The organism is Paraburkholderia sp. JHI869, from assembly GCF_038900775.1.
Taxonomy (GTDB): domain Bacteria; phylum Pseudomonadota; class Gammaproteobacteria; order Burkholderiales; family Burkholderiaceae; genus Paraburkholderia.
In genome coordinates this window covers 94847-121255 of record NZ_JAYMSC010000022.1, presented here as the reverse complement: position 1 = coordinate 121255, position 26409 = coordinate 94847, and the positions used below count along the sequence as shown (strand labels likewise).

General features: G+C 59.9%; 22 protein-coding genes. 11 read left to right on the top strand and 11 right to left on the bottom strand.

Annotation, left to right across the window (positions count from 1 at the left end):
* Positions 1 to 5: 5 nt before the first annotated feature.
* Genes VSR72_RS30310 through VSR72_RS30285 form a run of 6 tightly spaced genes read right to left on the bottom strand, consistent with a single transcriptional unit; the run spans position 6 to position 5308 of the window.
* Positions 6 to 422 (bottom strand): lytic transglycosylase domain-containing protein, encoded by a 417-nt coding sequence (locus tag VSR72_RS30310; protein WP_342955961.1) that lies wholly within the window; start codon positions 420 to 422, stop codon positions 6 to 8.
* Complete coding sequence (locus VSR72_RS30305) at positions 422 to 1657, bottom strand: TrbG/VirB9 family P-type conjugative transfer protein (protein ID WP_342955960.1); 1236 nt, start codon at positions 1655 to 1657, stop codon at positions 422 to 424. The genes VSR72_RS30310 and VSR72_RS30305 overlap by 1 nt, the downstream gene beginning before the upstream one ends.
* Positions 1654 to 2463, bottom strand: a complete 810-nt coding sequence (locus VSR72_RS30300; RefSeq protein ID WP_342955959.1) for a transglycosylase SLT domain-containing protein — start codon at positions 2461 to 2463, stop codon at positions 1654 to 1656. Before VSR72_RS30300 ends, VSR72_RS30305 begins: the two co-directional genes overlap by 4 nt.
* Positions 2456 to 3730: a TrbI/VirB10 family protein gene (locus VSR72_RS30295; RefSeq protein WP_342955958.1), complete on the bottom strand. Its 1275-nt coding sequence runs from the start codon at positions 3728 to 3730 to the stop codon at positions 2456 to 2458. Before VSR72_RS30295 ends, VSR72_RS30300 begins: the two co-directional genes overlap by 8 nt.
* Positions 3731 to 3734: 4 nt before the next feature.
* Complete coding sequence (locus VSR72_RS30290; RefSeq protein WP_342955992.1) at positions 3735 to 4601, bottom strand: TrbG/VirB9 family P-type conjugative transfer protein; 867 nt, start codon at positions 4599 to 4601, stop codon at positions 3735 to 3737.
* A 2-nt stretch (positions 4602 to 4603) separates the two neighbouring features.
* Entirely contained in the window at positions 4604 to 5308 is a 705-nt protein-coding gene (locus VSR72_RS30285; protein ID WP_342955957.1) for a type IV secretion system protein, read from the bottom strand.
* Positions 5309 to 5770: 462 nt separating this feature from the next.
* On the opposite strand from VSR72_RS30285, the gene VSR72_RS30280 reads away from it, so the two are divergent.
* Positions 5771 to 6457: a hypothetical protein gene (locus tag VSR72_RS30280; RefSeq protein ID WP_342955956.1), complete on the top strand. Its 687-nt coding sequence runs from the start codon at positions 5771 to 5773 to the stop codon at positions 6455 to 6457.
* Here VSR72_RS30280 and VSR72_RS30275 read toward each other — a convergent pair.
* The 3 genes from VSR72_RS30275 to VSR72_RS30265 all read right to left on the bottom strand — a co-directional run bounded on the left by VSR72_RS30275 (position 6411) and on the right by VSR72_RS30265 (position 8262).
* Positions 6411 to 6551, bottom strand: a complete 141-nt coding sequence (locus VSR72_RS30275) for a hypothetical protein (protein ID WP_342955991.1) — start codon at positions 6549 to 6551, stop codon at positions 6411 to 6413. The genes VSR72_RS30280 and VSR72_RS30275 overlap by 47 nt on opposite strands.
* The gene (locus VSR72_RS30270; protein WP_342955990.1) at positions 6538 to 6666 is read right to left on the bottom strand and encodes a hypothetical protein; all 129 of its coding nucleotides are present in this window, start codon (positions 6664 to 6666) and stop codon (positions 6538 to 6540) included. The genes VSR72_RS30275 and VSR72_RS30270 overlap by 14 nt, the downstream gene beginning before the upstream one ends.
* Before the next feature lie 213 nt (positions 6667 to 6879).
* Positions 6880 to 8262 carry a replication initiation protein gene (locus VSR72_RS30265; RefSeq protein ID WP_342955955.1) on the bottom strand — a complete coding sequence of 461 codons (1383 nt, stop codon included), beginning with the start codon at positions 8260 to 8262 and terminating at the stop codon, positions 6880 to 6882.
* 945 nt (positions 8263 to 9207) lie between these two features.
* On the opposite strand from VSR72_RS30265, the gene VSR72_RS30260 reads away from it, so the two are divergent.
* From VSR72_RS30260 to VSR72_RS30225, 8 genes are all read left to right on the top strand, one after another.
* Complete coding sequence (locus VSR72_RS30260; RefSeq protein WP_342955954.1) at positions 9208 to 10416, top strand: AAA family ATPase; 1209 nt, start codon at positions 9208 to 9210, stop codon at positions 10414 to 10416.
* Complete coding sequence (locus VSR72_RS30255; RefSeq protein WP_342955953.1) at positions 10413 to 11384, top strand: ParB/RepB/Spo0J family partition protein; 972 nt, start codon at positions 10413 to 10415, stop codon at positions 11382 to 11384. The genes VSR72_RS30260 and VSR72_RS30255 overlap by 4 nt, the downstream gene beginning before the upstream one ends.
* 5033 nt (positions 11385 to 16417) lie before the next feature.
* On the top strand, positions 16418 to 17350 hold the full coding sequence (locus tag VSR72_RS30250) for a TauD/TfdA family dioxygenase (RefSeq protein WP_342955952.1): 933 nt from the start codon (positions 16418 to 16420) through the stop codon (positions 17348 to 17350).
* 33 nt (positions 17351 to 17383) lie between these two features.
* Positions 17384 to 18412, top strand: coding sequence for an ABC transporter substrate-binding protein (locus VSR72_RS30245; protein ID WP_342955951.1), 1029 nt, complete (start codon positions 17384 to 17386; stop codon positions 18410 to 18412).
* Between the two features lie 28 nt (positions 18413 to 18440).
* Positions 18441 to 19241: an ABC transporter ATP-binding protein gene (locus VSR72_RS30240; protein WP_342955950.1), complete on the top strand. Its 801-nt coding sequence runs from the start codon at positions 18441 to 18443 to the stop codon at positions 19239 to 19241.
* Positions 19242 to 19252: 11 nt separating this feature from the next.
* Positions 19253 to 20062: an ABC transporter permease gene (locus VSR72_RS30235; RefSeq protein ID WP_342955949.1), complete on the top strand. Its 810-nt coding sequence runs from the start codon at positions 19253 to 19255 to the stop codon at positions 20060 to 20062.
* Positions 20063 to 20072: 10 nt separating this feature from the next.
* Positions 20073 to 21695: an FAD-binding protein gene (locus VSR72_RS30230; RefSeq protein ID WP_342955948.1), complete on the top strand. Its 1623-nt coding sequence runs from the start codon at positions 20073 to 20075 to the stop codon at positions 21693 to 21695.
* Complete coding sequence (locus tag VSR72_RS30225) at positions 21692 to 22009, top strand: ferredoxin family protein (RefSeq protein ID WP_342955947.1); 318 nt, start codon at positions 21692 to 21694, stop codon at positions 22007 to 22009. Before VSR72_RS30230 ends, VSR72_RS30225 begins: the two co-directional genes overlap by 4 nt.
* Positions 22010 to 22114: 105 nt before the next feature.
* Here VSR72_RS30225 and VSR72_RS30220 read toward each other — a convergent pair whose 3' ends face one another.
* Both VSR72_RS30220 and VSR72_RS30215 read right to left on the bottom strand, forming a co-directional pair.
* Positions 22115 to 23014, bottom strand: a complete 900-nt coding sequence (locus tag VSR72_RS30220; protein ID WP_342955946.1) for a CmcJ/NvfI family oxidoreductase — start codon at positions 23012 to 23014, stop codon at positions 22115 to 22117.
* Positions 23015 to 23026: 12 nt separating this feature from the next.
* On the bottom strand, positions 23027 to 23800 hold the full coding sequence (locus VSR72_RS30215; RefSeq protein WP_342955945.1) for an SDR family NAD(P)-dependent oxidoreductase: 774 nt from the start codon (positions 23798 to 23800) through the stop codon (positions 23027 to 23029).
* Positions 23801 to 24159: 359 nt separating this feature from the next.
* On the opposite strand from VSR72_RS30215, the gene VSR72_RS30210 reads away from it, so the two are divergent.
* Positions 24160 to 25701, top strand: a complete 1542-nt coding sequence (locus VSR72_RS30210) for an ABC transporter substrate-binding protein (RefSeq protein WP_342955989.1) — start codon at positions 24160 to 24162, stop codon at positions 25699 to 25701.
* Positions 25702 to 25897: 196 nt separating this feature from the next.
* A complete protein-coding gene (locus VSR72_RS30205; RefSeq protein ID WP_342955944.1) occupies positions 25898 to 26365 on the top strand; it encodes a rhodanese-like domain-containing protein in 468 nt (155 codons plus the stop codon).
* Positions 26366 to 26409: the final 44 nt, after the last annotated feature.

Here is a 26409-nt window from a genome sequence, read left to right as displayed (position 1 = left end):
GATTTTTAGTGGCCCTGCAGGCGTCGGTAGATCGAATTGGCGTAGACGAGCTGGCGTGAGCTCGACGTCGCGTTGTACGCGCCGACGGCCTTCCAGGTCGGCCCGAACTGGCGAATGTTCGAGGCGAGAATCCACGTGCCCACGTAGGCATTCACGCAGGCGTTAAAGAGGTGCTCGCGCTGGATGCCGAAGCGCGCGAGCTTAGGAAGCCACGACGAGTTGATCTGCATAAGGCCGATGTCCTCGCTGCCGTTCGCGTTGACGTTGATCGCGTTCGCGCGCATGCCCGACTCTTGCTGCGCGATCGCGCGCACGAGACGCGGGCTGATATGCCGGTAGGTCGCGGCGTCGTCGAGGCAGTCGGCGCGTGTCACGGCGGGCACGATCAGGAGCGCGATAACAGGCAGGACTACGTAGCGCATCACGAAGCCGCCCCCGCGCGCTCGAAGTACTTCACGTCGTGGCGGCGAAGCACGCTGACCGTGTTGCCGTCGGCCGTGACGATGAACTGCTCCGAGGTGCCGTTGAACTTGTAGAAGCGCCCCTTCTGCTCACCCGAGCCGAGGTGATGGACGTCGGCCACCGTGACGTTGATCACGGTGGGCGCAAACTTGAAGAACGTCTGCCCACCTTCATCGAAGACCGCTTCCAGGTGTGCAGTATTACCGGCGGGGAAGTCGTAGACGGTCCCGGCGTTGCGCGCCACCTCGACGCGGTTCGTCGCGTCAGCAACTACGAAGCGATCCGCGCGATCGATCGTCATCACGCCTGTGTCGGAATCCCACTTCGGATGCAGTGACTTGCCGTCAGCGCTCGTGACCTTGAGGTCCTTCGGCTTTGCGGCAAAACGAATCTGCGTATGCGTGTCGTCGCCATCGCGGATCGCGTTCGCGCCAAAGTACTTCGCGAGCAGCGAGTCCGCAGGCGGCACCGCTGCGACGGCGTCCGACGCCACCGACGCCGGGTCGGCATGCGTCACTGCTGCGGCCGCGTAGGCAAGCGCACCGGACTTCTCAACGTCGCGGCGCAGGCGTACATGGCGCGTGTCGAAATCGACGTCTGCGTAGAGGCCCGTTTGCGTCATGAGACGGTCAAGCGCGTGCATCCAGTTCTCGCCTGGCTGTGTCTCGAAGCGGTCGGCCGCCGTCAGGTCGACATCCTTCTGCGCGGAGCCGCTCCAGCCCTGAGGCGCAAGCGCCTTGACGATGGAGCCGACCGGCATGGTCGCGTTCAGGCTGCGAACCGGCTCGAGCGGGCCACGTTCGCCGATGAGCGCGAGGCGTCCGCTGAAACCAGAGAATGCGACAGGCTGATCATCGTCTGCCCCGGGCAGCACGCCGTGTCCGCCGATAAACGCGTTCGCGCGGTTCCAAGTCGCCACGGCCGTATGCCCTGCGACGCTGAACTGGATCGTCGCTGGTGTACCTTCGACCACGACGTATGGACCTTCCTGATGGCTGCCCGCCACCGAGATCGTCTGCCCAGCACGCGGCTGGATATAGGTCTTCGAGCCGTCGTTGAAAACAAGCGCCGGGCGCTCGGCGATGCCGCCCGCGATCTCGTAATCGAAATCGAACGGGTCGGTGTTCGCAGCCAACGATGCCTGGACCACGACGAAAAGGCCAAGCGCGGCGAGTCGGAGAACGGTGTGCTTCATAGGCCCGCGTTGATCTGGTTGAGGTGACGCACGAAGCGCGCGAGGTAGGCACTGCCCGGCACCGGGTTCGCGCTGTGGTAGTAGGCGATGGCCTTCGCGATGGAATGCGTGCGGCTGTAGTTCTCGTTGAGGATCGCTTCAGCAACGTGAATGTTCGTTGCGGGCGCAAGGGCATCCCACGGCGACGCGAAGCGCTGCCGGTGGTAGCACCAGTTGATCTGCAAGATGCCGACGTCGAAGTCGCAGCGGCCCGCTGCGATGAGTGCGCGCATCGCACCGTACGCGTCGTCGCGCGAGCGAAAGAAGAATCCGCGGCCGGCGACGTTCAGTGTCCACGGCCACGCGCGTCCCTTATAGGCCGACTCGTTCAGGGCGATGCCCGCAAGCACCTTCGGATCGACGCTCGTATGCATCAGGACGAACGGCGTCTCCGCTCGCGCGCAAGCCCACCCGCCACGGCGTTCCGTGATCGCAGCCTGCGCGTCGTCGTCGAGCTCTTCGGGCTGCAGCCAGCCGCTACGGACCATGAGCCGGGCGAGTGAGACGTCGCGCGCGTCGACGGAGACGGTCATGCCCTGCTCAGGCGTGCTACGCACGGACTGCCCGACTAGCGGCGACGCCCATGAGTCGAATGCGGCCAGCCCGCAGTACAGCACAGGCTTTCCATCCAGTGCCGCAACTTCGCGAGCACCGCTCGAGGACAGCACGAGCGACGCCGGGCTGATGAGTTGCGCGATGGAGGCCGCGTGCGCCGTACCGGTCAGGACCGCCGACACTGCGAGAAAGCCGAGGACGCGCTTAACCACGATACGGCTCCAGATGGATATCGCGGTTCACCTTGATCATGAAGCGCTGGCCCGGCTTGATCGTGATCGTCGGCGGAATGTTCTGGTAGCGGTTGAGGATCGACTGCGACGTCTGCGCCGCGACCTGCCCTGCCGTGTTACCCACTTGCGTCACGCCCAACGGACCGGTCGTGGTCGAACTCGTATCGCTGGTGAAGTGGTTCAGGAGGATTGCGGTCAGGAAGGATGCGCCGAAGATCTTCAGGAAGTGGTTGTTCACGTCGCCGGAGAATCCCGCGTAGCCGTTCTGGTCCGCTCCCTCGGAGCCATAGAGCGGAACCTGCTTGCCGTTGGGCAGGCGCAGCTCCGTCGCGGCGACGAGGATGCTTTCCTGGCCCACCTTGATGTCGCTCTGATACGGCGCGGTGATCATCGAGCCCTTGGGGATCATCAGGCACGTGCCCGTCACGCTGTCGTAGATGTCCCGCTCGACCATGAGAGCAGCAGTACCGGGACGATCCGAGTTCTCGCCCTCGATGACCAGCACGCCGATGTGATGCGGCGGCGAAAGTGTGCAGGAACCTGACTGTCCAACGAAGCCGGCACTCAGGAAGCCCTCACCCGACGCGGACTGCGCTTTGGCGTCCTTGAGGAAATCGAGATCGCGGTCTGCCGACGAGCTTTGGGCGTGGCCCTGACCCATTGCAGCCACAAGCACCTTTGCCTGCGCGTCTGCACTGCCCGCCGATGCCTGCTGCGCGGCAATTTGCTGCAGTGCCATTTGCTGGGGCGTCAGGATGCCGTTCACGGCGCCCGCGTTCTGCGCGTCGGCCGGTGCCTTCACCTTTACACTGGGGATGAAGATTGGCGAGGCGTAGACGCTGTCTTCCTTTGCGCCAGCCGACAGGTCTGAAGTACGCGACCCAACTTCAAACTGGTCGAGTGACAACGCCGGCTTAGAACTGGCGGTCTGAGGCGCAGACGCCCCGGCAGCCGCAGCCTTGCGCGCGCGCTCTTCGTCGCGGCGCGCCGCGGCCTGCTGATCGCTGATGATCCGATCGATGTCGTTCCCGCTTGGCCCGTGGTCGACGGACGCAGCGGCTTTCGCTGCCTTGTCGTCTTTTGCCTGCTGTTCGGCCTTGTCGCTCGCCTTCGACTGATAGTAGTAGCCCATCGCGCCGATAAGCACGGCGAAGATCGCGCCGACAGCAACAAGCGCGTTGCGGGGCGACTTGCCCTTAACGACGCGGTCCTGGTCGGAGGTCGGAGTAGAGTTCTGCGTCGACATGCGTTCAGAACCCGAAGCGGCCTGGGCGATGGCGCGTGATCGTCACCTCGTCGTTGGCCGCGCGCAGCACGATCTTGTCTGCCATCTGCTGGACCACGATGTACTGGCCGCGACGGATGAAGTTCGGGCTCACGTCGTCGCCGTGATCCTTGACGATCGGCACCGCGAACGGCGCGTCCGCAGGCAGGCGCAGCCATACGGCCTTGCCGTCGTCGAATACCGTCTCCGGCTTGAATGGCGCAGACCCGTCTACCTTGTAATCAAAGTTGAGCTTGTCGGGCGATACACCGAGCGGGCCAGTGTCGTTTGGTCCACCCGCACCAGCCATGCCGGTCCCATCCGCGTTGTCGCGGGCGCGGACCTTCGCCATAAGCGACCCGGCATATTGAAAACGCACGCTCTGGTAGAAAAGCCCGCCCACAGGCGACGAGACGAGCGTCATGTCGTACTCGCGCATGTTGGTCGTGAGGTGAAGCGTATTCACGAGCCCTGGTTTCACCGGCTTGATATAGATGTGGTTCGCACCATCCGTGTCGATGATCCACTGCACGGAGTCACCCATAGCCGGATCGGTGATCAGCTTCTCGCCGGGCGCAAGTTCGATGGTCGTGAGCTTCAGCGGCGCGGCCATGATGCGGAAGATCTGGTCGCGGCTGTAATTGAAAACTACGATGCGCGCGTCGTTGGGCATCGTGACCGGATCGGTGCCGGAGTTGTACGGATTCACCGGGCTCATCGGGTCGCCCAGGATGGCGCCCACATCGAGCGAGCCGGCGGCTGACGTCACTTTTCGCGCGGCGAGCGCCGGATGGGAAAGCGCCAGCGCGCAGGCGAGCGCGGCAAGCGGCAGCAGTGAGCGGGATGCCGGGATCATCATGCGGTTTTCTGGAGCGTGAAGAACGGGAAAAAGATCCCGAACGGGTTTGTGCCGACAGCGTCGTCAGAGCTGGCCGGGATCGTCTGGTAGCGCAGCGTCAGCGCGTAGCGTTGGACGACTGGCTTGTCGGCGGGAAACTGCGTCGTCGAGGTTGTGAACTCCACCACCACGGTCGAATCGTCCAGCACCGAGACGTTGACGACCTTCACCTCACGAACGAGCTTCGGATTGCGCGTGATCTCCTGGAACGGGGCATCGTCCTTGAGCCAGGCCGCAAACTGGTTCTTGCCGTTGTCGACCATTTGCGACTTGACCGCGTTGATGTTGCGCGCGAGGCGCGACGTCTCGATGGTGGGCGTCAGGACCGGCTCAATCGTGAACCAGCGCTGCACCGACTCGCTGACGGACGAACGCAGCGCCTGATCGTCTGGCTTGTAGGCCGCGAGTTGCCGGATGAGCGGGCGGCCGCCGGCGTCGGCGGAAATGCCGTAAGACTTCACCACGGACGGCGGCGGTTGCCGCGTCCACACTGCCCCGCCCGCGATCGCCGTGAGCACAAAGCAAAGCAGCTTCCAGTGATTCGCCTCGACACGCAGGCGCGTGCCGCGATCGAAGACGATCTTTTCAGGATCTTCTTCGGAATACCCTCCCGGTGCGGTGGAGAGGGCGACATCTCTACGGGAACGACGGAGGAAGGGCATGACGCGCGCGGACTGTGGGCTCGCGTCAATTGAATCAGTCCAGGGTGCGGGTCCCCGGAGCAAAAGACAAGCTATTTTGCATACGATTACGGATGCAGCGTTTTGGAAGCCCTTCCCGTTTAGGCGCCTAAACGCTTAAACCCGGAATGGTGCAGTTTTTGTGTAGCTTTTGGCCGGAACCCGTTTGCGCCGAGGTAGTACCCTGCGGTTCAAACGGTTCACACTTTCGCTCGGAGACGAAATCCCTTAAAAACAATTACTTACAGCCAAAACGTGCACGTTTTCGTTTAGGCGCCTAAACGCCATCATTGCAGTTTTGAAGATAATTTCATTAGTTTCATCTAAAAATCCGTATATTTTTCCAATTATTAGAGTTAATCCATGCCAAAATGAAGCTGGCGAGCACCGGCACTTGACACTAACTCAGGGCAATTAAGCTTTGAAGGTCCGACAACCACCATCATGGATCCGAAAATCAATCCGAAACCGATTCCCAATAGAGTAACGGCCAAGGCTGTCCATGCCCGAATGCGCGCTGAGCGCGCCTCGCACTACGAGCTCGGCTTGTTTTATCAAGCGATGCTTAAACGACGCCTGTGGACTTCACAACGCGATCTCGCGGAATCCCTCGGCATTTCTAGACCGAACATTTCAAAGGCGATCGCGTTAACGGGCATTCCAGTCGGAGTCGTCGATGCTATCGGTGGGGCAGGAAAAATCAGCTTCCGCATTGGCCCACTCTTGTTAGACGCGATCGATAAGATTGGAGAAGCCCGGCTTATCGAGAGCGCGGGCGAGGCCCTGCGTTTGGGTTACATCGCAGTGGATGACATTCTGGAATTCGCCGTGTTCGATCGAATCCCGCAGCGCGCAGCGAACAAGATTCGCGTTCATTTGGCACGCGATAAAAAGTCACTACGTGTAGATATTCCTGGTCTCGACGAGCTGCTACCGCATCTTCCGAGAGTGGAGACATTTATTTCGACGGCCTTCGTCATGTTTAAAGCGGCGCTCGCAGCCGACATAGCGGCGGCGGCCAAGAAAGCTCAGCGCCGGCTAAGAACGAAAACGCCAGGCCGGAAGGACGCGACGGACCGAGACGTCAAGCCGCCTCGCCAAGGTCAAGACGGCTCTGCGGATGTTGGATGAATTGAAATTCCAGCGAATTTACTGCGCGCCCCAGCTTGACCGGTTTCCAGCTGATCACGAGGTCGGCCTTCGAGTTGAGTTCATTCACAGCCATCTCGATCACTCGACGCTTGATGTCGGCACAACAAACGACCGCGGTCTCGCTCACGTATGAGCAGTTCCACGAGGCGCCACGAATACAGCGATTGGAGGTCTCGCGCCAACTCGATTTGATACGACGCGAACCGTCGCCGCAGATTAAAGATGTGCGGCGTCAGCGGGGTATCAATCGCGGCTCACGTGGTGCGGGAGGCTCGCTCAACGTCGTGGTCTGCAAGCACGAGATGGCTCGCGGCTTCGAGCAAAGGTGTGCACTAATGGCTGATGCCCTCGCTGGCACGGCAACGATCCTCACCATCCGCGGAGGATGGTAAATTCCAACACTAGCGAACCCTGCCCTTGCCGTTTCGGGATTTGTTGAACACGAAGCCGGCAAAACCGTCCCGAAGGTCGGGATACTTCGCGAACATGTCCTCGGCCAGATCCGACGCCACATCAACTCCCAAGCGACGCAGGGTAAGTTTCCCCGCCGCGCTCGTCTTATAGCCCTTTCGCCAGTCGTCGCGCTGCTTTGGCGTCGCCTCCTGGTACACATCCCAGCCGCGACGAACCTCGTCCACAATGCGGTTTTGAGCATGCACGTCTTGCGCCGCAAGCTGCAGCGCCAAACGCGTCTCGACGTGCTCCTTTGCTTCGACTTCGCGCCTCTCTGTCAACGCGAGGTTGTTCTGGACCTGGACCATCTGACGCTCAGCATCGGAGACAATCCACCCTTCTTTCAGCGCCTTCATAAAAAAGCCCGCCGGGCTCTTCGAAACTTTTCCGAGCTTAAGACTGAATCGGGTTCTTTCAACGGCCTGTTCAAGGCGCTCGTCGTTGTACGTGTCTCGGTCCGATGCGATCTGGCTGAACTGAGCACTCGACAACCCAAACTCTTGCTTCAAGGTCTGATATAGCACTTGTGCTTGTTCGTGCGAATGCAACAGACGTTCAGCCATTTCTTTGCGCTGTATGCGAAAACGCAGTCGACCTATCTTCTTTGACCCCGGCTCATTACGCGTTTCGTACGACAAAGCAAGGTCAGAGACCTCATTGATCTGATCCACGGCGGGAGTGAGCCAATCACGCTTGAAATATTTGAACTCGCTGGCCTTAGCGCCCATCGAGCCCTGCCATGAGCGCAATTCATCGAGCGTGAACCAATCTGTTAGGCCCTCGTCTGCATACGGCAGTAGGCGGTCGTACATCACGCGGGCGTAGCTCAGACTGAAAAGCGAAGTGACGCGAAGACTAAGCCAATGAGACTTGCCAGGGCCACGAATTATCCCGATGAGATCGGGCGGCACACGAAACTGGAATCGCCCGCCGGTATAGGAAATGCGTCCGATTAACTGCACCGACCCGAATGGCTTCGTCCCATCTGCCTCGGCGTCCGCGGTAGCTTGGATCAGCGCCCGCTGCGCTTCCGTAATAACTTGCTCCAGATGCGAGTTATTGCGGCTCGAGTAGCGCATAAGCCACTTGAAGTAGTCGAGTTCCACGTCGTAGAGATCGTGGATGTCTTTCTCTTGTGCGACGATGAAGTAGGCTGCATCAATCAAACGACGCGCGGCGACACCTAAGTCAACGATACGAATAAGAACATTCTTTCGTGCAAAGCCGATATCGGACCGCGCGGCGTCGACCGGCAAATCTTCGGCGCTCGCGTCGTCGAACAGAGCCAAGGCCAATTGCCTAGATGTGGCCACTTGCGCCGCTGTCGTCATTAGGCTCCCCTTGTGTCCCCCGTTCGTCCGAGCGCTACGGTACCGACCGCAAAGTGCGCTGTCAACACAGGTTACCTCACCTTGCATCCCGCGCCATCACAAAACGCCTCACCTTAGACGCTCTGCACTCACAAATCGTCTCACCTTAGCCGCCCAAACACTTCACTTTGCGATCCACTCTTCCTCACTTTGTCGTGGTAAACGGCGCACCTTCGCGCTCAATTAACAGCACCTTCGACACAGAACACCTCACCTTCCAACGCTAAACCTTTGATTTATCTAGACAAAGAGGATCGCGTTAGTGGTTTGTCGGTTTTCTGTTTACAAGAAACACAAACAAACCTTCCGGCAGAACGACGATATGGGCTTTTCGAGAGAAACTTGATCCGACTGGAGCAGACACGTCTCTTTCGGGTCGAGGCTGTGTCAAAACTCGAAACCACCCTGTTTTCGGGTGTCGCTTTACCCTTCCCGAAGTGCCGCGGAGCCGATACAGAGCGTTCTGGTGGGGCGACTTTCGCGTTCGATGTCGAAGTCGCACGTTTTGACACAGCCTCGGCCGTGAAAATACGGTGGGAACGGATGCGTAAGGTGAGATGAATTGTGTTTGCGACGAAAGCTAGCCCAATCCCGGTAGCTTTTCGTCCGCTAAGGTGAGGTATTTTGTGTTGGTAAACCCGCACGAATCTCCCAAATTGAGTGCGCTTCCCGGATTGATCGCTCTGGCACCCTTTTTCCACGTATATCGAAGTAGCCGTAAGTACTTGAAAAGATTGTATATTTTACAGAAGAGACCGCGCAATTGACTCCCCGTGTTCGAATGTAATGGCAATTCTGCGGTGTGGCTAGTATTCTACGCTTCGACTTACGCATGAAGCCGAACCGTAGAAATGATCGGTGAACGTTTAGAAATCACCTCACCGTGAACAAAAAGGAACTTACCGTATGAACTTAAGCGAGCTTCCGGGCATCGATCGACGCGTCAAACTGTCGGACTTCAGCGAGTTCGCAGAGCGGCTGCGAGTTATGACCGACGAACTGCGTGATCAGATACTAGCTCCCCGGCCGCGTAAGACTGCTCCTGTGTTCACGATTGGTGAGCTTTCGGAACTCTGCGGAGTGGACCGTCAGAAAATTAACTATCTCGCGACGAAGGAAGGCAGCGACCTTCCGGCAGGTGAAACGCACGGGACAGGGCGAGCAAGAATTTTTTCGTTGAAAGATGCGCGGAGTTGGGTGCAAAAAGTTTCGGCGATCTACCAGACGCCTCTCGTAACAGGGACGCGCGAACAGCGCGGGCGTGTATTGACAACGGCGAACTTCAAGGGTGGATCGTGCAAGACCACGACCTCTATGTGTCTTGGACAAGGGCTCAGTCTGCGCGGACGCAAGGTGCTTATGATCGACCTCGACCCCCAGGCCTCTCTGTCTGAACTCTGCGGACTGTATGCCGAGAAGGATATTACATGGGAGGACACTGTCCTGCCCTACATCTATGAACCAAATATAGAGGGGGGCTTGGGCTCAAAAGTGCAGAGCACGTATTGGGACGGACTTGATGTCATTCCCGCGCACAACTATTTGCACGATGCCGAGTTTCATCTGCCCGCTGCACAGAAGACTAGCCCTGGCTTTGAATTCTGGTCAGTGCTGCGCAAAGGCATTGAGCCACTGCGCGCCCAGTATGACTACATCATTTTGGACACTGCACCGTCGCTGTCTTACATGACCTTGAATGGGTTGATGGCCGCGGATTCGATGGTTATGCCGCTGGTCCCGGAAAGCTTGGACTTCATATCCTCGGCATCTTTTTGGTCGCTGTTCGCTGAGGTCGCAAATGGCTTTGCTGCGCACGAGGTGGATAAGACATATGACTTTGTCTCGGTCCTGCTCTCGAAAGTCGACTACGGCACGACGTCCTCGGCCCCGGTAGTACGGTCATGGTCGCAACGAGCTTACGGCGATTGGCTGCACGCGACGGAAATCCCCGCGAGTTCAGTGATGAGTAATGGTGCGCTTGCTTTCTCGACCGTGTTCGATCTGTCGCGCGCTGACACCGTTGCGAAGACCCTTGCGCGGGTTAAGCAGCCGCTTATGGATTACTGCAAGTGGATCGATGACCAGTACGTGGCACAGTGGAGGGCCGGACAATGAGCAGCTTGCGTGATCGCATGATGGCAAAGACGGCTGATGTTCGAGCTGCGAAGGACATTCAGCTTGAGCCTCAGCAGGAGAAGAATAAGGCTCCACTCACCGCGCCTGGAATGGCTGGCGCCCTTGCTCAAGCGCAAAAGCGAATAACGGAATTGGAGAAGGCGGGTCCTGCTTCCGAGGTTAAGGTCGCCGAGATAGTTCCAAATCCGTGGCAACCACGGCAGGTTTTTGCCGAGGGCAAGCTTACGCAGCTCGCCGAATCGATTCGGGAGGCGGGACTTGTTCAACCGATTGTTGTTCGGCGGAGCGGCGCGGGCTACCAAATCGTTGCTGGTGAGCGGCGCTGGCGTGCTCACAAGATGATCGAAAGGGAGACAATTAAGGTCCTGGTTGTCGATCTGTCGGACGAAGAAATGGCTATGCTTGCTCTCGTCGAAAATGTCGCGCGAGAGGATTTATCGGACTACGAGATCTCTCGCTCGATTCGCCGAACAGAAAAAGAGTTTCCGAACCGCAAGCGCATGGCCGAAGCGTTGGGTATTTCTCGTTCCGAGCTCTATCGCTATCTCGCGTTTGCTGAACTACCTGACTTCATGATTAGGGACCTCGATGTGCAACCTCGTTTGCTTGGAGCGCATGCGGCACAGAATGTGGTGTCAGCGCTTCGTGAGCAGGATCCGAAAGTGTTTGAACTAGCGAGCGATGTGTGGGCGAAAGTCGTTGCTGGGGATTTGGATCAGACGAAGTTAGCGAAGGCGATCAAGCAAGCGATCGACGACGACGGGAAGCATGCTGCAAACGTGGGAGATCGCAGCATCGACAAGATCTTTGCAGGGGGAAATCAAGCTGGCTCGATCACCAAAGATTCCGTTGGACTCACTGTGAAGATCAGGGCTGGTATGCTCACTGATGAAAAGGAGAAGCAGATTCGTGAACTGATTGCGCAGCTATTTGCTAGCGTCCCGTAGACCCATATTTGCTCAAAAGAGGCCCGACTCGTCGGGCCTTTTTTGTTGGTTTGGCGAACTGTAAGTCGCCCCCTCAGGCTCTGAAAACTTTCCCGTTAAAACGAACGCCCTCGTTAGTCACATCACGTTCTCTGAGCCTTCGGCGTGGGGCAATGTTGAGAGACTTTCAAGCGAGCGCTTCGCTCAACGGTCGGATACCGTCTCGCCATTGCCACTAGTAACATCCGGATTCAGTCAGGTGCTCCCATTTGCATCTCCGTTGGAGATGCGTATGGGACAACAGGCCTTCTCGAATGACGAAAGGCCGTGGCGTAGGCGTGGGCTCCGACGCCTATGAAAGCAAGACGGATGTTTCTTTGTGGAGACATATGGTCGGCCGCTGCGTGGCGACTTGCCTGACCGGCCTCGAGGTGGCGCGAGCTCGCCCTTGACCCGTGTGTCTCCAATGGAGACACACGTTCATCGCGCCGCCATAGATAACTTATAAAACGGTTACCGCTGAAAGCGCCAGCAAACCACGACAACGAGAGCACCCGTTGGCGGCACAAATGCAGCGCGCGCGACTGTAGTGAGCAGGCTCCGCGGGCAAGTGTCTCCAATGGAGACACACCGCCGATGCGCCAGGTATGTGGGGGCACTGCGCGGCCCTCAACGAACGTGGCAGTCGGGAGCGAAATGCGCCGACGACCGGAGTTCGCGCGCCGTCGGCCAGTACGTTTGCTGAGTGGATTCATGAAGCGTGCGAGTGGGCGAGTATTGTCAATGGATGCACTCTGATCATGAGTAATGCGTGCTGTCATAGATAACTGACTGAAACAGTCACCGTCGAAGGCAACAGCCAACCAGAACGACAAGCGCAACCGTGGCGGAAAAAATGAGACGCGCGCCCCACTCGCATGAGCCGTCTTCGGACAAGTGTCTCCATTGGAGACACTTTGGCAAAGCGCAACTCGTGATTGGTACAACGCCGAGCTGCAACGGAGACGCAAATTGCCGGGAGCACTGAGTAATCCACGGCGCGGAGTCCACGTTGGGAGAGCGCGGAGGCTGCCGTGTGCGTTCGTCCAACATCGACCGGATCACATGTGGACGAGCGTCTGCAAGGGGAAACAGCGCATCGCACGACTGCAGAGGGACGTACAGATCGACGTGAATTGACTCCTTTGACTCCTGCGAGTGTTCGCTCGCCGGCGGTTTGCCGCTCACAGCCGCCGGGAAGATCTCTAGGCGCCTGGGCCGAGTCAACTCCTTTCCGCCGACCCTCTAGGGTATGGCAAGCGCCGGATTAGCCGAAAGGCGTCGCATCCATGGTGGACAATAGATCCTACTGCGGCTGGGAATGTGAGTCGAAAGTCTCTCGTGAAGACAACGTGGCTTGGTCTGGCCACTAACGCTCGGCAGCGGCAAAGTGTCTCCGCAGGGTCCGAATCCGGACATTTGACCAGGCTTTCAATTCCGGTTGCGGAAACCCGGGCCTAATCCTGGGTCTCGTTGTAGAAGTTGGGCGATGGACTTGTGGCTTCAAACAATCAAGGTTCGCCCTAGTCCAACGCAGCGCGGAAAGGCCGCTCTGAATAGAGATGCATCGCCAGGCGCGAATCGCCACTATGGCGAAGCAGGGGCAAAACGTCGCCGTATCCGACGGTGGCGGAGCAATGAACTAGCGCCAAATGGCGAGCGCTGACGCACTCTAGTTTGACAACCCTTCGTGCGAGGTTGGCGGACAGTAATACCCCGTGCAACGTGGTGAAAGTCTCCGAAGGAGCTTCTGATGACCAGCGCCGGCGCGCGCATCCTAAATGGCACGTCAGTGCTTCGCCAGCGACCGTCCAGACCACAAGCCAACGTGGATTCTTGCACTTAACTGGACTCTGCGTCCCGTGCCATGTTGTCCGGAGTTTCGTCCATTTGCCCATCGGCACTCGCAAAAGACGCTGCGTCGGTGCACGCAACGACTAGGCTTCGCACCTAGCGTTGTGGCAGTTGCAGAACGTGTGCCCGGTAGCGCCTAGTGCAGTCCACTGCGGAACAATGAGCCTGGAGCAGAGAGGTGGCCTGAGCAACCTCATCGGCTTGCTTGTTGCATCAACGGGCCATCCTTCTTGCGAGTTGTGGCATCCATGCCAGACGAAACCCCTCTGAGAAGCCGCGTGATGACACATTTTCGCAACTAACGATTCTAAATGTCTGATTCCTAGCCTTCAGTATGCGGACAGCTAGCGATGGCGCCCGGTCGGGCTAGCGCATCCACGGAGGGCGGCATCCATTCATTGGATGAACGCATCATCGACGACGCATTGAGATCAGAGTCCGACGAGTCAGTTCGTGAAACATAGTTGAAGAGAAACGCAAAAGGCTGCAAAGCTTATCTAATAAGCGTTACAGACAAAATTGCGAATAATGTTTCACGGTTGTAGGGACACTCGGACAGGGAATAATCCGTTTGAAGCCGAAAGGGGACGAGATGTGACGGTCCCGTGCGTGCTATGTATCAAACGTTACGTAATTTGTATCGTTATTCTGGGTGACTGGGCGCTGAGCCGGCTGGTCGTAGGCGGTACTACTGCGGTCTCTACTGCGCACCTCCATGTGTGACCTCGCCTTGCTGGCGCGGATACAACAAACCCGCAGACGACTCACCGGACTCGACCACTTCGCCATAGACCGATCAGCGAAAGGGAGGGCGGTAGGATGCTACCGAATCGCGGCGATCATCCGGTCGTCGCGCACGATGCATCTCGGCCTCGCCATAGAAGCACGCTATCTTGGATCGCTAAGCGGTCCTGCTGCCGCAATGTCGGCGTCATCGAATGCATTGGAAGGAGCCGGCAGCAAAAATGTGAACGACAAAAGACCAAGCGAAAAGGCGTGTCGATCATGCCGCTGTCGATATTGAACCGACTCCGTTGGCGGCATCACGGACAGCGCGTGCGGAGTCTTTGCAGATGTGCAGCGCATTGCTGGCAATACGTGGAAGCTCCGTGGTACCGATCGTGCATCGTCTCGTCGAGCAACGATGTGCGCAATATGTCCAATGGTAGGCACGGCAGTCGGAGAAGATAGTTGAGATCGAGCGCTCCGCAGATGCATCAATCCTTCGAGTGGATCAGCGTCGGGGCACGTCAGACGCGTCAGCACGTCGCCCGGCAGTGCGTTGCCGCAGGCGGATTCGACAGAATCGAGACGACGGATTCACCTGACCTGATCCAATCGAGTTTGAACCCGACGCTCGGCTGCGTCTCGGGCTACCATTCGTGGAATCTTAGAACAGGGACGTGCACTGCCTCGAGCACTTCGCAGATAGGCTGTTGCAAGCACGCGTCCGGTAGCACGGTGAGGCTGAATCTTGCCTCAATGATGAGGCAACAATTGATGGGCATCGCGAACCGGGTGTTCGCCCGCGTCAAACGCCTCGGAAACGTAAAAGCGTGTGAAGCGTCTGGGAGTGCCCTCCAGGTAAGCAGTCTGGTCGTAATCATTTAGGCCCGCGACGACAACTTGGGCATTCCGGATACCCGATAACGCGAGTTCGATCGTGAAGCGACCGACGATCTGAGTCCTGCGGTCTTCTCCTCGAGCATTCCTTTCTAGTCCGACAAGGAGCGTGAAGAGCTTGATCTGCTGGAGAGCAAGCACGTCGTGGACGTCGCGCGCGCAGCCACTCAGAGCGCGAGGCGATGGGCGATCGCGCACCGAACGCCGATACGAGTTGGGCCAACCGCCCCGGGTTGCCGCTTCCGTACTCGAGAGGCAGATTCGCGAGGGGCCATTCGACGCGCCGCGGTCTGTGCTCGCATGCCGCATGGTTGGTCGTCATCTTTGACGCGCAAGCTTGCACCGCCTGTTTTTGACAGGCGCGGGTTTTACCAATCCGCGATGGGCCGCAAACGCGTCCTGCAATGATTCGGTTGCACAGGCGCTCGACGAGCTCAGGACGTCTCGATCGCCTGCGTAGCAAGACGATAGGTTCCAGTGATGAGTGGGTGCAGCGATGGAGCGACCGGACGTGGCATCTGAAGTGACATGACGCACCTCCCAAGATCAGCGACGAGGTTAAGCGCCCTGAGGTGGACAACGCCCGATCGCTCGCAGAAGGAAATGACCTTCGGGGTTGCTTCGAGACGTAGCCATTCTTCGAGCAACGCAGCCGGTCGAACATGACGCATCGCGCTAAACGCTTCGAACCAATGTGCGTAAGTGGGGCGGTCGAGCGCAATTGGCTTGGCTATGTGGAGGGTATCCGCCGTGCGATCTGACCTCCTAGAAATACAAGTGTCAAGTCCAACAATTGAGATTAGGAGTCTTGAGGGAATGAATAATCTCGGCGCTCCTGCGCGCGCATAGCTCCGGGCCACGTAGCTGCCATCATGCGCCAATGACGTGCAGGCGAGGCCGGTAATCCGTCGCCACGCGTTTTTTGACATTACGTGCGCCAACTGTCAAACCGCCCTCAGCTGTCACGCACGTCCGTCGCCCCGGCAGGATTTGCGACTAACGGTCCGCCGCAAATCTCTCCAATCACGGGCAAGGCCCGCAGAGCCCCTGTCTCCAAACGGGGCGAGCAGCGCCCGTCTCGGTCTCCGAAAAGCTTCGCGTGCCTTGCGGGTCGATGAGCACGACGCGGCTGTATCTGGATGTTTTACCCCTGAAGCCTCCGCAAGAGGGCTAGTCGACGAACGATGTCAGCCACGCCGAAAACAAATAATGTCGACGGTTGATCGCTCTGATATGCGCGGTTTGGATACCGCATAACAGGGGCTCCACGTTCTCGATGCGCGGATATCACCCATGCAAGAGCAACGATTGCACGGGACACATCAGAGAGCCGACTTTCCAACGGCGAAAGCCGGCTGAACGGCGCGTGCCTACCAAACAACAAACTTTTGACTATAGAAAGCGATGGCGAACACGGCAAATGACCGATTCGACAATGCAACCCACGCGTACGCTGAAGAGCGTCCGTCAATTGCTTCGTTGCATGCGTAGCAGCGCCGATGGTTTGATGTTCTCCATCCTTGACCACGGAGAACGCAATGAGCACGGTACTGGATCAGCCCCAATCACACGCCGTCGATCACCAGGAACTGCGCGTACGTCGCTACAAGCCGTTGATCGGCGCGGTGATCGAAAACGTCGATTTATCGAAGCCGTTGAGCGAAGCCAACCGGCAGACGCTGCGCCAGGCGCTCGTCGATCACGGCGTGGTCTTCTTTCGCGAGCAGACCCTCACGCCCGAGCAGCACGTCGCGCTCGCGCGCATTTTTGGCAATCCCATCCGCAAGAACGTCTATTTGCCTGCTGTGGCGGGCTTTCCCGAGATCGAAGTCATCGCGCACAGCGACAAGACGCGTTCGGGCGGCACGGACAACTGGCACGTCGACGTGTCCTGGCAGCATCAGCCGCCCAAAGCCACTGTCCTGCACGCGCAGGAGATTCCCGAAGGGGGCGGCGGCGACACGATCTGGTCCTCGTCGGTGGCGGTCTACGACTTGCTGGATGCCGATCTGGCCCGCTACTTCGAGAAGCTGACCGCGGTGAACACCTTCATCGCCTCGCCGAAGAAGGAGGCGCTGGCTGAACTGCTAAGCGGTTACGACATTCCCGAAGGTACCGAGGAAAACAGTGTGGAAGCGGGTCTTGCACGCGTGCGCGACGCCGCCCAGAAGTACCCGCCCATCGAAGTGCCCGTGATCAAGACGCACCCTGAAAACGGCCGCAAGCTCGTGTTCGTCAACGAAGGCCATACGAGCCATTTGCTCGGCATTTCCAAAACCGCGAGCCAGAACCTGCTCAACTATCTGTACGACCTCGTCAAGACGCCCGAAGTGCAGGCGCGTTTCGAATGGCGTCAGGGCGATGTCGCGATCTGGGACAACCGTCAGGTCCAGCATTACGCGGCACGCGACTATGGGTCCGCGCGGCGGCGTATTCATCGTGTCACGCTCGAGCACGACGGCGTCTTCTAAAGCGGACATACTGGCTCTAATACGGAACCCCACATGAAACGCGGTCTCTTTTCGAATTCAAGACGTTTCGTCATCCTTCATATTGCGGCAGTGTTCGCTGCAGCCGCGTCGATGCCTTCGCTCGCGCAGACGCCTGAGAAGCAGGAGCTGCGCTATCAGGGCTGGGCGAGCAAGGTGCTGTATCCCGAGCTTGCCGAAGACCTCGGCTATCTCGCGCCGCTCAAGCTCAAATGGGTGGGTAATACGACGAGTGGGCCGCAGGACATTCAGGCGGCTGTGACAGGCGATGTCGATTTCGGCGGCGCGTTCAACGGCTCGATCGTCAAGCTTGTGGCCGCGCATGCGCCCGTGAAAGCGGTGATTTCCTATGTCGGTACCGACAAAGAGACCAACGGAGGACTGTTCGTGCGCGACGACAGCCCGATCAAGGGGCCGCGTGATCTGATCGGGCGGCGTGTAGGTGTGAACACGCCCGGCGCGTATGAGCAGTACGTCGTGACCGCATGGCTGCAGAAGGCCGGCGTTTCGCCGGCCGACATCGACAAGGTGGTGTTCGTCGCGGCGCCGCCCGTGAATCTCGCGCAATTGCTCAAGCAAAAGCAGCTCGACGCCGTGTTTCTGGAAGATATCGTGAAGGACAAGCAACTCGCGCAAGGCGGGGCGCGGCTCCTCACGACCGATTACCAGTTGTTCGGTTCGTTCGGCTACGCGAGCTATCTGTTCACGGATCGCTTCATCGCGCAGAACCCCAATACAGTGCGCAAATTCGTCGAAGGCACAGCGCGCGCGATCGAATGGACGCGCACTACGCCGCGGGCGGAAGTCGTGGCGCGGCTGCACAAGATCATCGAGGCGCGACATCGCAATGAGGACGCCACGATCGTCGGCTACTGGAAATCACCGGGAGTGGGCGGCAAGGGCGGCTTGATCGCCACCGACGACTTCACGACCTATATCGACTGGTACGTGAATAACGGCGTGCTCAAGGCGGGACAGGTGAAGCCGGGCGATGTCTATTCGAATCAGTTCAATCCGTTCAACCAGAAAGTCGCGAGCCAGTGAAGCGGCGTCATCACGCGAGGACAGCGCAATGAGTGCATCGATCAGTGTGCGCAACGTGGTCAAAGGGTTTCATCTGAACAGGCGGGGGTATTTCGTCGTGCTCGAAGACGTTTCTTTCGAGGTGGCGGCCGGTGAGTTCGTCGCGCTGGTGGGGCCGAGCGGCTGTGGCAAGACCACGTTGCTCGACCTGATCGGCGGACTCACTCAGGCCGATCGCGGCAAGATACTGATAGGCGGGCGCGAAATAGACGGGCCCGGACTCGATCGCGGCATCGTATTTCAGCAATACGCGCTCTTTCCGTGGAAAACGGCGCTCGGCAATATCGAATTCGGGCTCGAAGCGAAAGGGATCGCGAGGCGCGAGCGCAGCGAGCGCGCGCGTCACTTTCTCGATCTCGTCGGTCTCGGTGCGTTCGCCGATCGCTACCCGCATGAACTTTCGGGCGGCATGAAGCAGCGCGTGGCGATTGCACGCGCGCTGTCCTGGGAGCCTGACGTGTTGCTGATGGACGAACCCTTCGCAGCACTCGACGCGCAAACACGTGAAAGCTTGCAAGACGAGTTGTTGCGCATCTGGCAGCGCACGGGCACGACGGTCGTGTTCATCACGCACTCGATCGACGAAGCCATTTACCTGGGACAGCGCGTGCTGGTGATGGCCGCCGGACCCGGCCGCGTCACGCACACGCTGCCAGTGCATGTGCCGCGCGGCGACCTCTCGGACGACATACGCTCGACACCGGAATTCGTGCGCCTGCGCCATGAAATCTGGCAACTGATTCGTCAACGTCGGGGCAACGCGCATTTGCAGGTCGCGCAGGCGGCATGAGGAGAATGGCGATGAGTACGTTATCTGTGGAATCGAAGCGCGGTCTTTCCGTTGCGTCGTTTGCGGCGGCGGCCTGGCGCGCGGCGCGTGGCAGCATTGTTGTGATTGCGTTTCTCGCGCTCTGGGAAGTGTTGCCGCGCGCGGGCTGGGTCGACGTCACGTTCCTGCCGCCATTCTCTGCCGTGCTGCACGCATTGTTCGAGATGAGCGTATCGGGCGAACTCGGTGCGAATTTGCTTGCGAGCGCGGCACGCGCAGCGAGTGGGTTTGCAATCGCCGTGGCGATAGGCGTGCCGCTGGGTCTTTTTATCGGCTGGTATCGCACGCTCGCGGATCTGCTCAATCCATTGCTGGAGATCTTTCGTAATACGGCGCCGCTCGCGTTGCTGCCCGTATTCGTGCTCGTGCTTGGCATGGGCGAAACGTCGAAAATCTCGATGGTCGTGTATTCGTGCCTGTGGCCCGTCGTGCTCAATACGGTGAGTGGCGTGCGCAACGTCGATCCGCTGCTGGTTCGGTCTGCGCGTTCGATGGGCCTGGGCCCGTTACGCCTGTTCGTGAAGGTCGTGTTGCCGGCTTCAGTGCCAGCCGTGTTCACGGGTATCCGCGTGGCGGGCGCCTACTCGATCCTCGTGCTGATCGCCGCGGAAATGGTGGGCGCGAAGGCGGGCCTGGGCTATCTCGTGAATTACTCGCAATACACGTTCGAAATTCCGAAAATGTACGCGGGCATCGTTACGCTGGCCATTCTCGGGCTTGCGTTCAATCACGCCGTGGTGTTCGTCGAACGGCGTCTTACCGCATGGCAAGGCAATCGTTGAGGAATACGATATGAATACCCAGAGAGCGGGCGTAACGGCATCGTCCGCGCAGGCGTGGCACGACGCTGACGTCCTCGTGATCGGCGGCGGCCCGGCGGGTGCGTGGGCGGCGATTGGCGCGTCGGCGCGCGGCGCGAAGGTCGTGCTCGTCGACAAGGGCTTTTGCGGCACTTCGGGCGCCACGGCGCCATCGGGAACCGGCGTCTGGCACGTCGCGCCGGAAAAAGGCGCGCGCGAACTCGCGAAGGCGAGCCGCTTCAAGCTGGGTGGCGAACTCGCCGAGCACGCGTGGATGGACCGCGTGCTCGAACAGACGTGGACCAACTGCGAGCAACTCGCACAATGGGGCTATCCCTTTCCGCTCGACGACACGCGGCTGGAGCGCCGTACTTCCTTGCAGGGTCCCGAATATATGCGCCTGCTGCGCAAGCAGGTGAAAGCGAGCGGGGCGCGCGTTCTCGACCATAGTCCCGCGCTCGAATTGCTGATCGACGCGCGCGGCGTGGTGGCGGGCGCGAAGGGCGTGCATCGTCAGTCGGATGAAACGTGGATCGTAAAGGCAGGCAGCGTGATCATCGCCACGGGCGGCTGCGCGTTCCTGAGCAACGCGCTCGGCTGCAATGTATTGACCGGCGACGGGCAATTGATGGCGGCGGAAACCGGCGCGGCGCTTTCGGGCATGGAATTCTCGAATGCTTATGGTTTGGGGCCTGCGTTCGGATCGGTGACGAAATCGTTGTTCTATACATGGGCGACGTTTTACGACGAAGCGGGCAGCGTGATCGAAGGCGCGGGCTCGTCACACGGCCGCGGCGTGATTGCGAAGACACTGGAAACACAGCCTGTTTACGCTTGCCTTGACCGAGCCGATGAAGACATTCGCGCCTGGATGCGCCGCGCCCAGCCCAACTTCTTCCTGCCGTTCGACCGGCGTGGCATCGATCCCTTCACGCAACATTTTCCGGTGACCTTGCGGCTCGAAGGCACGGTGCGCGGCACGGGCGGCCTGCATCTCGTGGACGAAACGTGCGCCACGTCCGTTGAAGGGCTCTACGCGGCAGGCGACGCGGCAACGCGCGAACTGATCTGCGGCGGCTTTACCGGCGGCGGCAGTCATAACGCGGCGTGGGCGATGTCTTCGGGATTCTGGGCAGGCGCCGGCGCTGCCGACTACGCGCGCGGGCAACGTTCGGCGCGCGCCTCACGTCGGCTCTATCAAGCCGGCACCGTCGCCTTGCGCGATGGCGCGAGCCCGGTAACGTTCGATAGCGACGCCGTGATTCGCGCCGTGCAGCAAGAGGTATTTCCAACGCAACGCAACTGGACGCGCCGCGCCGATCTGCTCGAAGACTCGCTCACGCGCCTCGACGCGCTGTGGCGCCATGTGAGCGGCGCCCGCGCGGCGCCCGGCGCGCGCGAGGCCGTGCGCTCGCGCGAGGCGGCTGCGATGCTCGCGAATTCGCGCTGGATGTATCGCAGTGCGTTGCAGCGCAAAGAAACGCGCGGTATGCATCGGCGGCGCGAATTTACGGGCGCCGATCCCGCGCAGCGTCATCGTCTGTTGAGCGGCGGGCTCGACGAGGTGTGGGTCGAACGCTTATACGGGCAAGCCGACGTCGGAGTGGCCGCATGATCGAGATTGTCGATACGTCGCTTTGCACGGGCTGCAATATCTGCGTGCGCGCGTGCCCCACCAATGTATTCGATGCGTTGCCGGATGGCGCGCCACGTATCGCGCGGCAGCAGGATTGCCAAACCTGCTTCATGTGCGAACTCTATTGCCCTGAGGACGCACTCTTCGTTGCGCCGGAGCCCGCGCCTTGCCCGGAACTCAGCGTAGATCGTGCGCTGGTGGGGAGCTATCGCCGCGCGGTGGGCTGGGGCCGGGATCGGCAGCCCACGGCGGCCGACGATGCGAGTTACGAACTGCTGATGCGCGCGCATTGAGCGCATGGATGGGCAGGAGAGGCAGACCACGAGACCGCAGGTGTGCGGTCTCTCGAAGCGGCGAATAGAGGCGTGCTTTCCCAGGCAAACTAACCTGTGGGTTGCCTATGAACGGCCCCTAAGAGCGCGTCCACCGGCGAGCGCATCGTCGCTCGCGGGCCAGAACAGCAGCGCGCGCAATTCGATGCTACGTCGTGCAGGCGCGTCAGTAGGACTTGTGGGATCTTCGAACGCGGTGTGAGCGGTGAGCCGCGCTGTGCCATCCTCCCGCGAATCGTAAATCTTCAGCAGCAGGACTTCGTCGGGACGCAGGCGGGGAAAGTAGAACCAGCTGTGCTGTGGATTCGCGAGAAACGAGTAGGTTTCGCCAGTCTTGTCGCGGTAGACGAGATCGCTCGGCACGAGATCGTCGGCGGCAATCGAACGCGCGTCGCAGAGCGCGAGCGGCAGTTGCTCCACCACGCCAAGCGGCCGCCACAGATTGACGATCGCAAAGCGATGCTGGAGACGTTGTTGCGCCTCTTCGGCGTCGAGATGGTCGCGCACGCGGCGCGGTCCGGAAACGAAAGTCTGATCGTTGTGCACGCGCCGCACGGGTTCGCGAAGCGCCGCATTCGCGCGTGAACCGTTTGCGCTGTCACGAATCGTGTGGTCGAAGATGACGACCTTCTCCGCCCTCGTCATATCGCGCAGTAATGCCTCGGATTCGGGCCGATAAACGAGCCGTATCAGGCTGTCATCGCTGAAGTCGCTCACTGCGCTGCGATGCGAAACGAGCTGGAAGCCGTTGCGGTCGAGCGAGATTTCGCCAGCCTCTGCAAGTGGGCGAGCATTGCGGATCGTTACGCGCCGCGGATCGAGCACGCCCGAATTCCATGGCTTACCCGCAGGCGGTTCGAACGTGTAGCTGACGGGTCGGGTGATGCCTCGTGCGAGATAGTTGAGTTCCGCCTCGACGGCAGACGTTCGCGCGGGAGGGGGAGGCGCCGCTAGCACTGTGCTCACAGGTTATCCGGATCAAAACGTTTCGCGCCATGGGCGCAGGTCCAGTTCCTGTGTCCAGGCACTGCGGGCCTGGCGGTGCAACTGCCAGTAGCTTTCGGCGATCGCCTCGGGTTGCAGCAGGCCGTCCGCGCCGGCGTCCTGAACGCGTTGCGGCGACGCGCTGCGCAGCCGCTCGCCGTCGATGCCGCCATCTATGACGACGTGCGCGACATGCACCCCGCGTGGTCCAAACTCGCGCGCGAGACTTTGCGCTAGCGAGCGCAACCCGGCCTTTGCGGCGGCGAACGCGGCGAACGGCGGTCGGCCTCGCAAGGAGGCGGTCGCGCCGGTGAAGATGAGGCTGCCGGCACCTGCTGGATTTGTCGTTGCGTCGGGCGCTTCCAGCAAATGGGGCAAAGCGGTGCGACCGAACAGGAAGGCGCCGAGCACGTTCGTGCGCCAGGCGGACTCGAACTGCTCGGCGGTCAATTCGAGCGTCGGGGCGCGCACGGCGTTGCCCGCATTGAAAATCGCGCTGCGCAATGTGCCGTGATTCCGCAATTGGTGGGCGATGCGAGCGAGATCCTCTTCGTTCGTCACGTCGCCAGCGGCGGCGTGGACGCGACCGCCTTGCTCGCGTATTTCCTGCGCGACCACGTCGACACGCTGCGCAGTGCGTCCGGTCAGGACAACGGTATAACCCTCGCGCGCGAAGCGGCGTCCAAGCGCTGCGCCAAGGCCGGCGCTGGCGCCTACCCCGGCAATCCATGCGATCGGTGTGGGAATGGAAGAAGAAAGTTCACTCATGATGCTTCCACGCTAGTTGCCGCGCGCGCTTTTAGAAAAGAATGAAACGTCATATGGTTATTCGTACGGCATCGCGATGAGGCGTCGGTCGCGCAGCAAGCATCGCTGTTCGCTGCCGGAGGATAACGTTTTAAATGAGGAATCCTGTGAAATAAGCGGCGTATCCCGACTCCCGATCGAGTCGAAACGCGCTTGCGTTTTCGCGCGCGAAGTTATGTCGCTTCGCGTGCGAAAGCAAATCTCTTTTTCTCAGTTCGCGTTCGACGTTGTGGACCGTACTATCGCCAGCGACACAACAAGGAAAACGGGGAATGCTTGTGCTACGGAACAGCTTGAAGTCGTGGATCGCAAAAGTGGGCATGGCGACGTTCGCGATGGTGTGGGGCAGCGCGACGATGGCCGAGCCCAATCATGGAGGCACGCTCACCTGGATCGTCACGCCCGAACCCGCATCGATCGTACCCTTGACGACCACCGCGGGCGGCAATGCGGAGATCGGGCCGAAAGTCGTCGAAGGACTGCTGACCTACGACAAGGATCTCAACCCTCAGCCGCTGCTGGCAACGGCGTGGTCGGTCAGCAGCGACGGGCTTCAATACCGGTTCACGCTGCGCCACGGCGTGCGCTGGCACGACGGCCAGCCGTTCACGTCCGCCGACGTTGCGTTCTCTATCCTGACGCTCAAGCTGGTGCATCCGCGCGGGCGCAGCACGTTCGCAAATGTGGTCGATGTCAAGACGCCGGATCCCTACACGGTGATCATCGAGTTGTCGAAGCCCGCGCCGTTTCTGCTGACAGCGCTCTCGGGTTCGGAGTCGCCGATCATCCCGAAGCACATCTACGAGGGGACGGACATTCTGTCGAACCCGCACAATAGCGCGCCCGTCGGCACGGGGCCGTTCGTATTCAAGGAATTCGTGCCAGGCGATCACATTCTTCTGATTCGTAATCCTGACTACTGGGACAAACCGAAGCCGTACGTCGACAGGATCGTCATCCGCTTTATTCCCGATGCCGCTGCGCGAGCAGCAGCGCTCGAATCGGGCGCCGCCAATCTCGGCGATCAGGCGATACCGCTCGCAGACGTCAAGCGCTTCGGCACGCTACCGAATTTTCATGTCGATACGACCAACTGGCCCTACGTCAGCAACCACCAGCAACTGATCTTCAACCTCGACACGCCGGTCCTCAAGGACAAGGCGGTGCGCAAGGCGATTTCACAGGCCGTCGACGTGAACGCGTTGAACCGCGTGGTCTGGTATGGCTACGGCGTGGTCTCCGCAGCAGCGATCGGCGCGGCGAACACCAGGTTTCACGACGCCGGTATCCACTACTTTCCGTACGATGTCGCGCAGGCCAACACCGCGCTGGATGCCGCGGGCCTGAAGCGGGGCCCGGATGGCAAGCGATTTTCGCTGCGCTTGCTCTACAACCCGTTCCAGGACCCGCGTGCCGCCGATTTCGTGCGTCAGTCGCTTGCGCGAATTGGTATTGACGCCCAGATTCAAAGCTATGACTTCGCCACCTACGTGAAGAAGGCCTATACCGACCGGGCATTCGACATCACGCTCGAAGCGCTCTCGAACACCTTCGACCCAACTGTTGGCGTACAGCGTGTTTTCTGGTCGAAGAACTTCAAAATCGGCTTGCCGTTCTCGAACGCGGCTCACTACGCGAATCCTGAGGTCGACCAACTGCTCGAGGCTGCGTCGGTCGAAACCGATCCGGAAAAGCGCCGCCATTTGTTCATCCGCTTTCAGCAAATCGTGCACGACGACATTCCGTCGATCGAGTTTGGCGCGAATCCGAATATCACGATTGTTTCTGCCAAGGTGAAGAATTACGCGCCCACCGGCGAAGGACTGCGTGGCAATTTCTCAGACCTTTACATCGTTCCCTGATTCCAGGGCGCAAGCCGCCTCTTCTGCAATTGCTTTCGAACTGGCGCAATTGCATCTGACGCGTCTGCGAATTTGGATAGCATTTTTAGTTGGTTGGAAGCGTGCCGCCTTGCCCGCATAGTGGAATCCAGATGGCTAAAGGCGGCAGCCCGTAAAAGATTCCGATGAGTGCCGCCAACATGACATGGAGGCACTGATGACAGTGGAACTGCAGGAAAAGCCGCTGCACGCGGATCTCGAAGCGGCGCGCGCCAACGCGCAGGCAAGCGGTCTTCCGTACGCGGGAAGCGTGACGCCGCAGCAGGCGTGGGCGCTCCATCAGGCGGGCGAAGCGGTGCTCGTGGATGTGCGTACTGGCGAGGAACGCAAGTTCGTCGGCCACGTGCCTGACAGCTTGCATGTCGCGTGGGCGACCGGAACGAGCCTCACACGCAATCCGCGCTTCGTGCGTGAACTGGAGGCGAAGACGGGCAAGGGCGCGGCGGTCGTGCTGCTGTGCCGCAGCGGCAACCGCTCTGCGGAGGCTGCTCAGGCGGCCGCCAAGGCGGGCTTTGCACACGTGTTCAACGTCACCGAAGGCTTCGAAGGCGAGCGGGACGAGGCGGGGCATCGCGGCTCGAGCAACGGCTGGCGTTTTCATGGCCTGCCATGGGTGCAGGACTAGAAGGGGCGGTGTACGCCGGATCAATCAAACGGAAAGCGAAGCGA

Excerpts from the sequence above, each read along its gene's own strand:
- VSR72_RS30310 (WP_342955961.1), bottom strand. The coding sequence starts at position 422 with ATGCGCTACGTAGTCCTGCCTGTTATCGCGCTCCTGATCGTGCCCGCC.
- VSR72_RS30305 (WP_342955960.1), bottom strand. The coding sequence starts at position 1,657 with ATGAAGCACACCGTTCTCCGACTCGCCGCGCTTGGCCTTTTCGTCGTG.
- VSR72_RS30295 (WP_342955958.1), bottom strand. The coding sequence starts at position 3,730 with ATGTCGACGCAGAACTCTACTCCGACCTCCGACCAGGACCGCGTCGTT.
- VSR72_RS30285 (WP_342955957.1), bottom strand. The coding sequence starts at position 5,308 with ATGCCCTTCCTCCGTCGTTCCCGTAGAGATGTCGCCCTCTCCACCGCA.
- VSR72_RS30280 (WP_342955956.1), top strand. The coding sequence starts at position 5,771 with ATGGATCCGAAAATCAATCCGAAACCGATTCCCAATAGAGTAACGGCC.
- VSR72_RS30275 (WP_342955991.1), bottom strand. The coding sequence starts at position 6,551 with ATGGCTGTGAATGAACTCAACTCGAAGGCCGACCTCGTGATCAGCTGG.
- VSR72_RS30265 (WP_342955955.1), bottom strand. The coding sequence starts at position 8,262 with ATGACGACAGCGGCGCAAGTGGCCACATCTAGGCAATTGGCCTTGGCT.
- VSR72_RS30260 (WP_342955954.1), top strand. The coding sequence starts at position 9,208 with ATGAACTTAAGCGAGCTTCCGGGCATCGATCGACGCGTCAAACTGTCG.
- VSR72_RS30255 (WP_342955953.1), top strand. The coding sequence starts at position 10,413 with ATGAGCAGCTTGCGTGATCGCATGATGGCAAAGACGGCTGATGTTCGA.
- VSR72_RS30250 (WP_342955952.1), top strand. The coding sequence starts at position 16,418 with ATGAGCACGGTACTGGATCAGCCCCAATCACACGCCGTCGATCACCAG.
- VSR72_RS30245 (WP_342955951.1), top strand. The coding sequence starts at position 17,384 with ATGAAACGCGGTCTCTTTTCGAATTCAAGACGTTTCGTCATCCTTCAT.
- VSR72_RS30240 (WP_342955950.1), top strand. The coding sequence starts at position 18,441 with ATGAGTGCATCGATCAGTGTGCGCAACGTGGTCAAAGGGTTTCATCTG.
- VSR72_RS30235 (WP_342955949.1), top strand. The coding sequence starts at position 19,253 with ATGAGTACGTTATCTGTGGAATCGAAGCGCGGTCTTTCCGTTGCGTCG.
- VSR72_RS30230 (WP_342955948.1), top strand. The coding sequence starts at position 20,073 with ATGAATACCCAGAGAGCGGGCGTAACGGCATCGTCCGCGCAGGCGTGG.
- VSR72_RS30225 (WP_342955947.1), top strand. The coding sequence starts at position 21,692 with ATGATCGAGATTGTCGATACGTCGCTTTGCACGGGCTGCAATATCTGC.
- VSR72_RS30215 (WP_342955945.1), bottom strand. The coding sequence starts at position 23,800 with ATGAGTGAACTTTCTTCTTCCATTCCCACACCGATCGCATGGATTGCC.
- VSR72_RS30210 (WP_342955989.1), top strand. The coding sequence starts at position 24,160 with ATGGCGACGTTCGCGATGGTGTGGGGCAGCGCGACGATGGCCGAGCCC.
- VSR72_RS30205 (WP_342955944.1), top strand. The coding sequence starts at position 25,898 with ATGACAGTGGAACTGCAGGAAAAGCCGCTGCACGCGGATCTCGAAGCG.